At 55.7% G+C, this 13450-nt stretch carries 14 protein-coding genes; 6 read left to right on the forward strand and 8 right to left on the reverse strand.

What is annotated here, in order from left to right; genetic code table 11:
* The first annotated feature begins 105 nt into the window (after positions 1 to 105).
* The 6 genes from BQ5383_RS04750 to BQ5383_RS04775 all read left to right on the forward strand — a co-directional run bounded on the left by BQ5383_RS04750 (position 106) and on the right by BQ5383_RS04775 (position 5877).
* Entirely contained in the window at positions 106 to 969 is an 864-nt protein-coding gene (locus tag BQ5383_RS04750; protein WP_071429693.1) for a DUF6282 family protein, read from the forward strand.
* Positions 970 to 1048: 79 nt separating this feature from the next.
* Positions 1049 to 2350: an SLC13 family permease gene (locus tag BQ5383_RS04755; RefSeq protein WP_071429694.1), complete on the forward strand. Its 1302-nt coding sequence runs from the start codon at positions 1049 to 1051 to the stop codon at positions 2348 to 2350.
* 601 nt (positions 2351 to 2951) lie between these two features.
* Positions 2952 to 3848 carry a GDSL-type esterase/lipase family protein gene (locus tag BQ5383_RS04760; protein ID WP_071429696.1) on the forward strand — a complete coding sequence of 299 codons (897 nt, stop codon included), beginning with the start codon at positions 2952 to 2954 and terminating at the stop codon, positions 3846 to 3848.
* Between the two features lie 36 nt (positions 3849 to 3884).
* Positions 3885 to 4862 carry a GDSL-type esterase/lipase family protein gene (locus BQ5383_RS04765; RefSeq protein WP_071429698.1) on the forward strand — a complete coding sequence of 326 codons (978 nt, stop codon included), beginning with the start codon at positions 3885 to 3887 and terminating at the stop codon, positions 4860 to 4862.
* A gap of 132 nt (positions 4863 to 4994) precedes the next feature.
* Positions 4995 to 5486 carry a DUF4358 domain-containing protein gene (locus tag BQ5383_RS04770; RefSeq protein ID WP_071429699.1) on the forward strand — a complete coding sequence of 164 codons (492 nt, stop codon included), beginning with the start codon at positions 4995 to 4997 and terminating at the stop codon, positions 5484 to 5486.
* A gap of 37 nt (positions 5487 to 5523) precedes the next feature.
* The gene (locus BQ5383_RS04775; RefSeq protein ID WP_071429701.1) at positions 5524 to 5877 is read left to right on the forward strand and encodes a hypothetical protein; all 354 of its coding nucleotides are present in this window, start codon (positions 5524 to 5526) and stop codon (positions 5875 to 5877) included.
* Here the strand turns inward: BQ5383_RS04775 and BQ5383_RS20610 are convergent.
* From BQ5383_RS20610 to BQ5383_RS04810, 8 genes are all read right to left on the reverse strand, one after another.
* The gene (locus BQ5383_RS20610; RefSeq protein WP_139193345.1) at positions 5853 to 6401 is read right to left on the reverse strand and encodes a hypothetical protein; all 549 of its coding nucleotides are present in this window, start codon (positions 6399 to 6401) and stop codon (positions 5853 to 5855) included. The two genes, BQ5383_RS04775 and BQ5383_RS20610, sit on opposite strands and share 25 nt — an antisense overlap.
* A gap of 42 nt (positions 6402 to 6443) precedes the next feature.
* A complete protein-coding gene (locus BQ5383_RS04780) occupies positions 6444 to 7817 on the reverse strand; it encodes an MATE family efflux transporter (RefSeq protein WP_071429703.1) in 1374 nt (457 codons plus the stop codon).
* A gap of 452 nt (positions 7818 to 8269) precedes the next feature.
* Positions 8270 to 9460: a winged helix DNA-binding domain-containing protein gene (locus BQ5383_RS04785; RefSeq protein WP_071429705.1), complete on the reverse strand. Its 1191-nt coding sequence runs from the start codon at positions 9458 to 9460 to the stop codon at positions 8270 to 8272.
* A 295-nt stretch (positions 9461 to 9755) separates the two neighbouring features.
* Positions 9756 to 10454, reverse strand: a complete 699-nt coding sequence (locus tag BQ5383_RS04790; RefSeq protein WP_071429707.1) for a DNA alkylation repair protein — start codon at positions 10452 to 10454, stop codon at positions 9756 to 9758.
* A gap of 262 nt (positions 10455 to 10716) precedes the next feature.
* The gene (locus BQ5383_RS04795; protein ID WP_071429709.1) at positions 10717 to 11424 is read right to left on the reverse strand and encodes an HAD family hydrolase; all 708 of its coding nucleotides are present in this window, start codon (positions 11422 to 11424) and stop codon (positions 10717 to 10719) included.
* Complete coding sequence (locus BQ5383_RS04800; RefSeq protein ID WP_071429711.1) at positions 11421 to 11984, reverse strand: NUDIX domain-containing protein; 564 nt, start codon at positions 11982 to 11984, stop codon at positions 11421 to 11423. The genes BQ5383_RS04795 and BQ5383_RS04800 overlap by 4 nt, the downstream gene beginning before the upstream one ends.
* A 5-nt stretch (positions 11985 to 11989) precedes the next feature.
* Complete coding sequence (gene ruvX, locus BQ5383_RS04805; RefSeq protein ID WP_071429714.1) at positions 11990 to 12427, reverse strand: Holliday junction resolvase RuvX; 438 nt, start codon at positions 12425 to 12427, stop codon at positions 11990 to 11992.
* 760 nt (positions 12428 to 13187) lie between these two features.
* Positions 13188 to 13397 (reverse strand): DUF3006 domain-containing protein, encoded by a 210-nt coding sequence (locus BQ5383_RS04810; RefSeq protein WP_071429716.1) that lies wholly within the window; start codon positions 13395 to 13397, stop codon positions 13188 to 13190.
* Between the last annotated feature and the right edge of the window lie 53 nt (positions 13398 to 13450).

The raw sequence follows: 13450 nt of genomic DNA on the forward strand, positions 1-13450 counted from the left end.
TTTTATTCAGTATATACTGGTACCAGACCAAAATCAACGGAAGATTTTGAAAATAACTGGTTATTTTTGATATTTCTGACTTTTCTGTTACAAGAGGAGGCTGCAATGGGAAAGGTATCTTTACAAGGCGTCATTGATATGCACGTTCACAGCAATCCCGATATCCGTCATCGGGCCTACGACGACTTCCAGCTGATGGAGGCGGGCATCCGGGTGGGCGCCAGAGCCATTGTCATCAAGACCCATCAGGGGGTGACCATGGACCGGGCTTACCTGTGCAACCAGCACAACAAGATTGTCCATGGCGGCAGCAATGATTTCACCATGTTCGGCAGCATCACCCTCAACCGGGTGGTGGGCGGCATCAATCCCGCCGCGGTGGAATCCGCCCTCAAGCTGGGAGCCAAAGTGGTGTGGCTGCCCACTCAGTCCGCAGTCAACCATCGCCTGAAGAACAATGCCAGCCTGGATGGAGCCGTGGAGGTGACCCGGGATGGCAAGGTGCTGCCGGAAGTGCGGGATGTATTCCAGCTGATCAAGGACTATGATGTTGTGCTGGGCACCGCCCACATCTCCCCGGAGGAGTGCTTCATTGTGGTGGAAGAGGCCCGGAAGATGGGTCTTGAAAAGATCGTCGTCACACATCCCGAGTGGTGGATCGTGGGAATGACTCTGGAAGATCAGATCCGCATCACCAAGGACTACAACGTGTACCTGGAGCGGTGCTTTGCCCAGCCCATGGGCGGCGGCAAATATAAGAGCAACCTTCCCTCCAACCTGGAGACCATTCAGGCTGTGGGCTATAAAAATGTCATGATCAGCACCGACGGCGGCCAGGTGGAAAACCCCAACTGGGAAATCGCCCTGGGCCAATATCTGGACTATCTGGCAGACAACGGCATCCCCGAGGAGCAGATCCATTACATGACCCATACCATTCAGCGGCGGCTGCTGAATCTGGAGGACTGAAGTTCTTCCAGCCACGCCATCCATCAGATCATCTGATCAAATTCTGTGATTATTGCTGACAAGAGGAGGATGTATTCCTATGTTGAGCGCGCTGATCGTAGCCGCCATCGCCGTGTCGGTGGCCATCGGCTACAAGACCAAATACAACACCGGATTCTTCGCCATCGTTTTTGCCTATCTTATCGGATGTTTCGGACTGGGGATGTCCACCAAGAGCGTTATTGCCGGGTGGCCCATCAGCACCATGTTCGTCATCATGTCCGTTTCCCTGTTCTATAACTTCGCTCTGGTCAACGGCACCCTGGAAAAAACCGCCCGCAGCCTGCTTTATGCCTGCCGCCGTTTTCCCGGTCTGCTGCCCTTCGCCCTCTATCTGGCCAGCGCGGGCATTGCTGCCCTGGGCGCCGGATTCTTCACGGTACTGGCCTTTATGGCGCCTGTGACCCTGCTCATCTGTGAAGAGGCCCGGATGGATAAACTGGTGGGCGCTGTGGCCGTCAACTGCGGCGCTCTGTCCGGAGCCAACTTCATGACCAGCGGCAGCGGCATCATCTTCCGCGGCCTGATGGAAGAAGCCGGCCTGGACACCGCTGTTTCTTTCAGCAACTCCGCCGTCATCTTTGTGGCAAGCGTGATCTTCTCCCTGCTGCTCATCGCCGGTTTCCGCTACATCCCCAAAACCAACCGGAATATCGGCGCCGGCGTCAGCTTTGAAAAGCCCGAGCCCTTCACCCCCCAGCAGAAAACCACCCTCAACCTGATGATCGCCATGATCATCGTGGTCCTCATCTTCCCTGTGCTGCATATCATTCTCCCTGATGTGGAACTGATTTCCTTTATCAACAGCAAGATGGATGTAGGCCTGGTGGCCATTGTATTCTCCGTCATCGCCCTGTTCCTCAAGCTGGCCCCCCAGAAGCAGGTGGTGGACAAAATTCCGTGGAATACCATTCTGATGATCTGCGGCGTAGGTATGCTCATCAATGTGGCCATTGAGGCGGGCACCATCGATCTGCTGGCTTCCTGGGCCGGTTCCAGCCTCCCCGCATGGCTGATCCCCATCGCTTTCAGCATTGTGGGCGCTATCATGAGCTTCTTCTCCAGCACCCTGGGCGTGGTGTGCCCCGCTCTGTTCCCTCTGGTCCCCGCTTTGGCGGAGGCCGCCGGTCTCAACCCTCTGGTACTGTTTGCCTGCATCGTCATCGGCGCTCAGAGCTCCGCCATCTCTCCCTTCTCTTCCGGCGGCAGCCTGATCCTGGGTTCCTGTACCTCTGAGGAGGAGCGCAACACCATGTTCCCCCGTCTGCTCTTTATCGCCGTACCCGCCAGCGTCCTCAGCGCCACTGCTTTCAATACCATACTGTCTCTGATTCTCCGTTAATCTTCTCTCCTCATATATGTCCTTTCCATTACGAAAGGCGAACTGCAAGCCCCGGAAGTTTCCTTCCGGGGCTTGCGCTTCCAGGGGGACCCTGTCCCCCTGGATACGCCGCTGGTTCCTGCCGAAACCACCGGCGATACCCCCGGTTTCGCGCCCCAGTGGGCGCGGGTCGTGGTATAAAACGCAGGCGCATGTCCTGCGTTTTATGGTTTTAAATTTTGTTTATCCCCTAAAATAGGCTTCAGTCCCTTCCCTATCAAAGGAGTTTCCATATTTCTGGGCGACTTTCTCCCCAATGCCGTACAGAGGCTTTTTGCCCACCCCAGACTGCCCCTCCTCCACTACGGGAAAACTGTTCCCACAGAAAGCGTCCATCCCCACTTCCGCCTTTGCCCGGACGGATTTGATACGGGTGTGAATATTTTATGAAATATCTCCCAGCGATAGATTTCCCGCCGTTTTTTTGCTATAATAGTTCTGCTTGACAGCTATACCTGCCGGACTTGTTTTTGATCCGGCTCAAATATGTTTCCGGTCCGTTCCGGTCCGGATTTTTTATTCCGGAACAGTTCCGGCAATTTTAACACAGGTGATAAACGGCATGAACAATCGCAGTCAAAAGCCCCGGGGATACCGGGGACATAAAAAAAGAGGGTCCGACCTTCTTCCGGTGCTGACACTGACTTTGGCGGTGGCCATTCTGTCCGCTCTTGTGGCGGGAGTGTGGCAGTTGGCAGACCCGGTGGATTACATTCCCCCTGAGCCTAAAACCGTTTCTTCCTCCTCCGACACCTCGGGGGAAAGCTCTTCCCAGGATCCGGCCTCCCAGGAGGCTTCCTCTCAGGAGCAGAGCTCTGAAGAAAGCAGTACCGCCGATAACGGCAGCAGCACCCTGGTGGGGGAGGGAGAGTGGACCGCCTCCTCCTACTTTGATGACGCTCTGTTTGTGGGAGACTCCATTACAGAGGGCATCAAACTCTACGATGTGATGAGCAACGCCACTGTTTTGTCCTATACCGGCATCAATCTGGACAGCATCTTCACCCGGGAAGTCATCCCCATGGAGGATGGGTCCAAAAAAACCATTATTGATGCCTCCGCTGATTACGATCCAGGCAAAATCTACATCCTCATGGGCGTCAACAGCATCCAGATGGCAAAAGAGGACTTTATCAGCGCTTATGGACGGTTGGTGGACACGCTCCGTCAGCAGCATCCGGACGCCATCGTGTATGTCCAGTCTATTCTGCCGGTGACTGCCGACTATGAAAAACGGGCTGACGCCGTTACGGACAATGCCACCATTGATGAGTACAATGAAGCTCTGATGGCAATGGCGGAGGAGAAAGGGGTTTATTACCTCAACGTGGCGGAAATCTTCAAGGATGAGACCGGCGCTCTTTTCAGCGAGGCCAGCCCCACCGACGGCATCCATTTCGGCGCCACCTGGTATCGCAAATGGTTTGATTATCTCCGTACTCACGCGGTCAGCCAGTGAGTACACCGACAGAATTGAAAGAAAAGAGTGATCTCTATGGGGCCTGTTGGTCCTCGTTTGCTGGCAGTATGCCTGTGCCTGCTGCTGGCTGTGGGATGCGGCGGAGAAAGTGGGAAATCCCCTGCGTCTTCATCTGTTTCTTCCCCGGTTTCCAGTGCCTCCAGTCTGCCGGAGGAAAAATCGGCGGAGGAAAGCTCCGGCTCTTCAGAGCCTTCCTCCGGGGTCCAGTCCTCCTCCAGCCTGGCGGAAGACAGCTCTTCCTCCAGCGCTTCATCACCGGACGGCGGCTCTTCTTCCAGCACACAGCCGGAAACAGGGGACGAAAACAGCTCCGCTGCCCAAGGTGAAGGAGAAAATACCGATGCCTCCTCTTCCTCTTTGCCGGAAGAATCGGAGCCCCAGGAGGAGGAAGAAACCATCGACACCGCCTGGTTTGATGACGCCTTATTTGTGGGGGATTCCATTACCGAAGGCATCAAACTCTACGATATCATGAGCAACGCTGATGTGCTCTCCTATACCGGCATCAATCTCAACAACATCTTCACCAAAGAGGTCATTGACAAGGGGCTGGGAGACGGCTCCAAGGAGACCATTATCGATGCCTCCGCCAGATATGATCCCGGCAAGATTTATATCCTCATGGGTATCAACAGCATTCTGCTGTCTGAGGAGGATTTCATTTCCGCCTATGAGCGGCTGGTGGATACCCTGCAGCAGCAGCATCCAGAGGCCACCATCTATGTCCAGTCCATCCTGCCGGTAACCGCCGCCTATGAGCAGTGGTCCCAGGCGGTCACCGACAACGCCACCATCGATCGCTATAACAAGGATCTCCGGGCAATGGCCATGAAAAAAGGAGTTTATTACCTTAATGTGGCGGAGGTATTCAAGGACGATACCGGAGCCCTTTATGATGAGGCCAGTCCTACCGACGGCATCCATTTTGGTCCCAGCTGGTACCGCAAATGGTTTGAATATCTGGACACTCACAAAGGGGTTGCCCAGCCATAGCGGCCCCTGTCCCCCCGGAAAAAGCAGAAGCATTCCTGGTTTACAGCAAGGAGGACCGGACTTTTCCCCGGAAATCCTGTAACTGATTTTCAGAAAAATCACAGACAAAAAATGAAAGGAAGATCATATCCTATGAAACGGTATTCATTGATTTCTCTGGCGTTGGCGGCTCTGCTGCTGGTCACTCTGCTGGCCGGCTGCGGCGGTTCCTCTTCCTCCGATTCCAAGACCCTCACAGCCACTCCCGCAGAGCTGGCGGATCAGATGGTGGAGGCTCTGGCCCCCAAGCAGGAGCTGGTAGAGGCGGGAGAAAAGGTCATCAGCAACTACTATGCCATTGACAGCGAAGTGATCACCGGCTACAAGGTCTACATCAGTCCTGCTTTCCAGGCGGAGGAAATCGCTGTTTTCTCTGTTGCGGACGGACGGATGGATGACGCCAAGGCTATGGTGGCGAAACGGGTAGAGGATCTGAAAGCCAGCTTTGACGGATATCTCCCCGACCAGCTGACCCAGCTGGAGGAGAATGCTCAGATTCTGGAAAACGGAAACTGCATCTGTCTGGTGACCGGCCAGGCGGAAGGCGCCCAGGCGGCAGCCAAAATCTTTACAGACGCCCAGTAAGCATTTACAGACAGAGTTTTGAGGAAGGGGAACAGCCATGCTGACCGAATCTGTTGTTGTCGTCATCCTGACCCTGGTGATCGCTTATCTGTACCTGCGCAGAGGACAGCGGGGCTATGCCCTGGCGGTGCTGCCGGTAGGGGTGCTGCCGCTGGTATATCTGATGGGATGTGTCCTTTGCGGCCACCTGGGGCCTCTGACACCTCTGACCGATCTTCAGTGGCAGGTACTGTTTCTGTTCCTGGGGCTGGCAGCGGGGGCCATCTGCGAAGGGGTGGTCAGCTACAACATCAAGCGGGCCAGCGCCCGCCGGGGATATATCATCCTCTGCGGCGGCTTCACCGCCCTGTTTGCCTTCGCCATTCTTCATGCCATTATTCCTGTGGTGTAAGCTGACGCTTTTTCTCTTTCTGCGGGGTGATTCACTTCCCCCGAAAAGTTCCAAAAAACAACGCCGCTGCCTGCAATAGGGGCGGCGTTTCTGTTTGTCCCAAAAAAGTTTACAGCACAGGCCCCATCCGCAGAATCTGTTTTCTTGGAAACCCACCGCCATAACAATAGCCATCCAGAGCGTTCCTGAAGCCAAAGAAACGTACCGTTTTCCCAGGAAATAAGGGGATGCAGGAAAAAGCGCAGCCATGATTTTTTAACGCAGCAGAGCCCATTCCCCGCAGAAAAAGAGGAAAATCTCATCGTTTCAGAAAGCCTCTGAGCAGCCAAACACGCTGTCTGCGGACATTTGAGGAAATATGTTTCAGGCGCTAAGTTTTTCCACTGTCCCCAGTTTGGGGAGGATTTCCCCGTCCCCTTGTGTGTGCAAAACCCGGGCAAAGGTACTGCCCTTTTTTGGGCAGGAATCAGGGCGTTTTTACTCAAAACCCATGGAAAAAGAAAATCCCCGCCGGCTCCGTTCATCAGGAACAGAACCAGCGGGGAAAAATTTTGTCAGCAGCAGTCTCAGGCGCAACCCTTCTCCCTGGACAAACGGGAGAACAAACGGGCCAGCACAATCACCGCCGCAGCCGAAAGGATCACTTCCGCCACAAACTGCGCATAGGCCAGGCCATAGAGGGGGAACAGCCAGTTGAGGATGCACAGAGCGGGGATCTCCAGCAACACTTTCCGCAAAATAGCGAATACCAGAGCCTCCCGGCCCATTCCCACCGCCTGGAACACGCCCACTGCCAGAAAATCCACACACAGAAAGGGCAGCCCCAGGCAGAAGCCATGCAGGAAACGGGAACCATAATCAATGATGATCTGATTATCCATAAACAGGGACACAAAGAAGCCGGGGAAGATGAAATAGAAAACGGCCACTGTAGTAATCAGAGTAAGGGCGGCACGGGCGGCAAACCATACAGTTTGTTTCATCCGGCGGATGTTGCCGCTGGCGTAATTGTAGCTGATCAGCGGCATGATGCCCTGAGAAAGTCCCATGGAAATATACATGGGCACCATGTAGATCTTATAGGTGATGCCCATAGCGGCCACGGCATCCGCGCCATAGGCGGAGGTAAAGTTATTCAAAATGGTCATGCCGGTAACATTGAGGAGATTTTGGATGGCGGCGGGAATTCCAACACCGCAGACCCCCAGAACAATCTCCTTTTTGAGGGTGAACTTTCTGGGATCGATGCAGACATAAGTCCGTCCCCGCTTGACCGCCAGCAGCACCAGAAAATAGATACAGGCCACACAGTTGGAGAGGAATGTGGCACATCCCGCTCCCGCGGCCCCCAGATTCAGACCCCAGGGGAGAATGAAGATGGGGTCCAGCACAATATTGAGCAAACATCCGCTCATGGTGCCTATGCTGGCGTGAAGGGCAGAACCCTCTGCCCGCACCAGATAAGCCATCACCACATTGAGAATGGCGGGGGTGGCTCCCAGTGTAACAGTCCAGTAAAGGTAACCGGCGGTAGCTTCCCAGGTAACACTGTCCGCTCCCAGCAGGGTCATCAGCGGTCCCCAGAAAACCGTGCATCCCAGGGAGAACAGCAGTCCAAAAGCCACCGCGCAGCAAAAGCCGAAGGAAGAGCTGCGGGAAACGGTTTCATAGTCCTTGCGCCCCAGAGCACGGCTCATCATGCTGGAGCTGCCCACACCGAAAAGGTTGTTGACCGCGTTGAAGGCCAGCAGTACCGGCGCTGCCAGGGTAACAGCGGCATTCTGTACCGGATTGCCCAGCATACCTACAAAATAGGTATCGGCCAGGTTATAAAGAACCATCACCAGAGAACTGAGAATGGTGGGAACAGCCAGCTGCGCCACCGCTCTGGGAATGGGAGCTTGCTCAAAAAGGACGGTTTTACTGATGGATTGGGCCATGAAGTCATCTCCTGTAACTAGTCATGATATGCGGTTTGTCCCACAAAGCACCTGCCGCAAAATGGTGAGCCTTGTGGAAAAAGGGCGTTAAAGAATATTGTAGCACAAAAAAAAAATTTGTATACCCCTCCGCTTAAAAGGAAACGCTGCTGCCATCTTCTCCCTTTATCCCTGCTCCTGATGGATGAAAGTGTCCCCAAGGGGCAAAAATGGAGACAGCTTTCCAAGCCGGCAATGCGGAGGCAGAGTTTTTTTCTGTGTCAACATAGCTGCGGGGTCGGCAGGAATAAACTGTTTTCATCAGTACACTGCCCCATCGCCACGGCGAAAGTCCCAGGGAGGCTGTCTTTCTTTTGTCTGCCATTCTCTTTTCTCAGGAAAATGACTTATAAACAAATCCTCCCTGTGTATACACTCCCTTGTGGCCTGGCATTTTTGGGGGAACACCAGCATCACGGCAGCGTTTCGATCTGGCATTTTGTCAGCATCAGGCGGCGAAAACAGGCCCATTCCTCTCCCAGCTCCGCCAGCCTTTGGGCCATGGCACGGTCTGGCTGCTGCCACAGGGTCAGCTTTAGCTCCAGTTTTCCTTTTTTGACAGCGGACCGCCAAAAGCCTTTGATCACGCCCCCCTCCAAAACGGCCCCGGGATTTCCCACCGTTTTCCATACCAGCCGCTGGAGCCTGGGGTCCTCCAGGATCAAAGACCGGTCCCGCAGATCCAGGTAAGGGTCATGGGGCCCCAGAAGCATCAGACGCCTGCCCTCATCTCCATCCTCCACCGGGTCTGCCGACAGCATCCAGCACTTCTTCCCCTCCAACGTCACCGGTTCCAGCTCTTCCTCCATCCCTGCCCACAGACGCTTTGCCTGAGCGGGAGTACATCCCAACCAGTCCCCCAGTTCCCGCGGGACAGCAGGACCATAGCAGCGGAGGAATTTTCTCACCAGTTCCCGTTCCTCCTCCTCAGTGGGTTGGGCCAGGGGATGTCCCAGCCAGGCCCGGCAGGAGGTGAATTGGGGGCTGTCGTTCTCTCTGCGGCCAAACACCACCAACGACCGGAAAGCACAGGGCCGCAGCAGAAAGGAAACCACCGCGCCCCCCACAGTCTGACGGTCGGGACTGCCGTACATGGAAGGGGCCCGCCACAGAGGCAGCTTTTCCCGTGGAAGAAGAGGCTCCGCCTGCTGTGCCAGTACCCGGTCCAGTTCCTCCTTGCTGACAACGGTGTTTTCATCCAGATATCCGGCGGCCTTTTCCACCATGGGCAGCAGCTGGTCAAATGTCATCCCCAAATAATCCAGCGCCAGCCCTACACCCTTGGTATAGATCCAGGGTTCTTCCCCGTTTCGGGCGGCCAAAGGAGCCAGAAAGACATTCCTCTCTTTGGTGGGAAACACCACCGGCGCGCCCCGGTAGCTCCATGCCTGGAGCAGGGTTTTATTTTGATACAGGGCCTCCTCCAGTTGTTCCCGGGAGCAGTCCGTCACCCGGTTGAACATGGCGGTTTCCCACGCCCCGGGAGGAGAATTCTGCATTCCACAGGCCCCTGCCGCCTCTTCCAGGGCACCGGCGGGCAGCCTTTCCAGCAGGTGATGGGCACGCAGGCGATGGTGCCGCACCGCCTGAGAGGTGAGCATCATTCTTATATTCCCCCTTCCCACATCCAATCCTTTGGAACGATGTGACGTTTTTATCAAAACAGTTTTATAGGCACCATCGTTTCATGGGTCAGCCTGTTCCACACATCCCGGGGATGGGCTTGGAAAAACGGCCCGCTGTATTTTAAGGCGAAAACCCCAGCAAAAAACATCATCTGTCCCATGCCGCCTCAGGCTCAGGAAGGGTCCGTTTTTCACTGTCCCGCAAATTTCAAATCGTTTTTGGGCGGATGACAATTCTTTCTTTTCCTGACCCCTCTATACGCCCCGGCAGCTGTTACGCTTTCCACCGCAGGGTCCTGAGGAAGGTTTTCTGTTCCTCTGTGATTCTGCGGCTTTCCACCGCTTTCTGAATGGTTTTATTGTGCACCCACCGATCCAGCTTTCGCTCTTGGAGCAGCGGGAGCACGGCATCATATTGTTTGGCCAGGGCGGTGGCAAAATACCACGCGGCTATCATATCCACATAATACTCCCCTGTGGGTACCGACATGGCCCAGGAGAGATACTTGGGGTCAAAATATGGCTCATCCAGATAAAAGCTCATGAGCATCCCCAGGCCAAAACGGATGGTATAGGGATGGCTGCTGCCCATCCACCGCTGAATCTGCTCCGGCAGCTGATGGGGACGGCTGCGAAACGCTCTGGGAGAAAGCAGGTCACAGACAGCCCAGTTATCCACATAAGGCAGAAAGCGTTCCAGCTCCGCCACCGTCTCCTCATAGTCCGAAAGCTGGGACAAAAGCAGTCCATGAAGGATATTTTCCTCATAAAAACCATGGGGCAGCGCCTCCAGCAGCGTGCTGCCCTGCCCCGACTTCCGCAGCTCCGACGCCAGGCGGCGCAGCTGGGGGGTGCGCACCCCCACCATGGTCTCCGGCTGGATGCCGGGAATCAGACCCAGCTGAAAGTCCCGATAGCCGCTGTCCGCCATCTCGCTGAGCCTTTTTTCCAAAGCAGTCAGAAACTCTTCCATTCTTTCTGTCCTCCAGGTTTTTAATCTTGTCCACTAAAATTGGCCTGAAAATCCTTTTTTTGCTGTCTCAGCGGCTGGCTGCGGCAAGGGGAAATGCCTTAAAATCTCAGCTGCCGCCTTTTTCCGGCCCTGTTGCCCATACCCTTGCTTTTACAAAAAGGAGCTCCTTTCACAAAAGCAATAACCTGGGGCGGCAGGAAGATCCCCGCCGCCCCCAATTTCCACAGAAAGCAGTTGTGCCAAAAGCTGTTTTCTTCATCATTTATCCCACTGTCACCGGTTCCCGCTCGCCCCGATAGGTAGCTTGCAGCAAAGGACCCAGCTCCTGGATTTTTTGGATGATGGCGGTGGGCTGATATCCCAGGCCCTTGGGGGTCTGATACCGTCCAAAGCCCTGGAGGATCCGCACGGTTTTCATCCCCACCCGGTTGGCGGGATAAATATCCTGCTCCAGGCGGTCCCCCACCATCAGCGCCTGAGCGGGAGCGCAGCCCGCCTGCTGGATCGCCCGTCGGAACAGCTCTTCCTCCGGTTTTGCCACCCCCTGCTCGCCGGAAAAAAGGCACAGGGAAAAAAGCCCATCCAATCCCAGGCGGGCCAGCTTTTCCTTCCCGTCTCCGGTGAGATTGGCGATCACTCCCAGCCGATAGTGCCCGGAAAGCTCTTTGAGGGCCTCCAATGTGCCGGGATACAGCCGGTCCAAAGAGGGGTCCCGGTGGAGCCGGCCGCTTACCGCCTCCAGCTGCTCCTCGCTGCGGGCCAGAGAGAAAATCGTGGTGCGGAGCATGGGGCTGTAATCCATCATCGCCCGAACCATGGTGCTGCGGATCTGCTCCGGCGCATAGTCCAGGTCAAAGGAAAGAAACGCCTGCCGGATATCCCGGATCAACTGTTCCATCTGAGCGCTCTCGTCGATGAGAGTGCTGCCCAAATCAAAAAAAATCCATCGAATGTCATCAAACAATTTCATTTCTCATCACACTCGCTTGCCTTTTCCCGCCGCATTCGGGCTGTCAGGGCCAGAATGCCCAGCTGGGTCTTGCCATCGGGCAGCTGTCCTGAGAGAGCCATTTCCTCCGCCTGGGCAAAGTCCACCGCTTCCACCGACAAAAATTCCCCGGGGTCCAGATGCTGCCGTCCCCGGCGAAGCCCCCGGGCCAGATAGATGCGGATGACCTCGGTGCAATAACCGGGGGTAGGGATCATCTCGGTGAGAAGCTCCAGACTTTCTGCCTGATACCCCGTTTCCTCCTCCAGCTCCCGGGCGGCGGCGGCCATGGGGTCTTCTCCCTGTTCCAGCTTGCCCGCCGGAAGCTCCAGCAGCTCCTTTCCCGCGGCAAAGCGGAACTGCCGTACCAGCAGCAGTCTGCCCTTTTCGTCCAGAGCCACTACCGATACGCCTCCATGGTGATGGACAACCTCCCGTGAAGCGGTTTTTCCGTCCTCCAGCTCCACTTGATGGACGCAAAAATCCACAATATATCCATGATAGAATTCCTTGCGTGACAGCTCCTTTTCAAAATGGACCATCGCCTTCAGCCTCCTTGCCCCTCCCGGGGATGATTACGCCGCCAGTTGAGATAGCTTTCCAGAATAATAGTGGCAGCCACAGCGTCCACCACATTTTTTCTCTTTTTGCCCCGGGTGTCGGTGACGTTGAGATAACGGGTAGCGGTGACGGTGGTGCCCCGCTCGTCCCAATAAACCACCGGTACCTCCACCAGCTGCTGAAGGGCCGCGCCGAATTCATGGCACAGCTGGGAACGCGGTCCGGCAGAACCGTCCATATTCAGGGGGTTGCCCACCACGATCTCCTCCACCCGCTGCTCCGCCGCCGCCCTGGCCACAGCGGCCAGCACCCGGTCCCGGTTCCATTCATGGATCACACCCACGGGGGAAGCCAGCATCTCCCCGGCATCACATACCGCAAGGCCGGTGCGGGCATCGCCATAATCCACTGCCAAAATCTTCAAAAGTCGTCCTCCCTCCGGCCCCTTTTCCCGGGCCGTTCACCTCTTTGTACGGGAAACCCCAGGCAGCAAAAGGGGATGAAAAAACCGTTTTGTCATCCTCTGCCTGGTGTACCTGAAGCCCTCCACGGAGGCAGTGCCTTCTGTGTTTCAGACTGCCTCATCCAGGGCCTGTAAAAAATATTATAAGCTGAGCGTGTCGAAAAAGTTCGGCACACTTCCAGGGGGACCCAGTCCCCCTGGATACGCCGCTTGGTTCCTGACGAAACCAGCGGCGATACCCCCGGTTTCGCGCCCCGGTGGGCGCGGGTCGTGGTATAAAAATCAGGCGCATGTCCCTCTGAGTGTGCCGAAAGGATTCGGCACACTTCCAGGGGGACCCAGTCCCCCTGGATACGCCGCTTGGTTCCTGACGAAACCAGCGGCGATACCCCCGGTTTCGCGCCCCGGTGGGCGCGGGTCGGGGTATAAAAATCAGGCGCATGTCCCTCTGAGTGTGCCGAAAGGATTCGGCACACTTCCAGGGGGACCCAGTCCCCCTGGATACGCCGCTTGGTTCCTGACGAAACCAGCGGCGATACCCCCGGTTTCGCGCCCCGGTGGGCGCGGGTCGGGGTATAAAAATCAGGCGCATGTCCTGATTTTTATGATTTTGAGCTTCATTTGTCCCTTAAACCAGGTTTTTCTACAGTCTGAGCTTATAAAAGTATTATAAGCATTCATTGGTAAAATTGCAAATAACAGGCCATATAAAACGGAAAAATCAGTATAATTTTTCCAGCAGTTCCCTGGCCTTCTGCCGGCGGCGCAGGGTCTCCGCTCCATCGATGACATATTCCCCCGCCACTTCCCGGACGCAGTCTCCTTCCCGCAGCCCTTTGGGCAGCAGCACCTTGGGGATATTATGGGTACGCTGGGTCTCGCTGTCCTCACAAACAGCGTATTCTCCTTCAAAGCGGTCCACAATGAGCATGGTCAAAGACTCCTTTCCCAATATGATAAAGGGGGGCAGCCGGCATCGGACCA

The sequence above is a fragment of the Angelakisella massiliensis genome, from assembly GCF_900104675.1.
In the GTDB taxonomy this organism is placed as follows: Bacteria; Bacillota; Clostridia; order Oscillospirales; family Ruminococcaceae; genus Angelakisella; species Angelakisella massiliensis.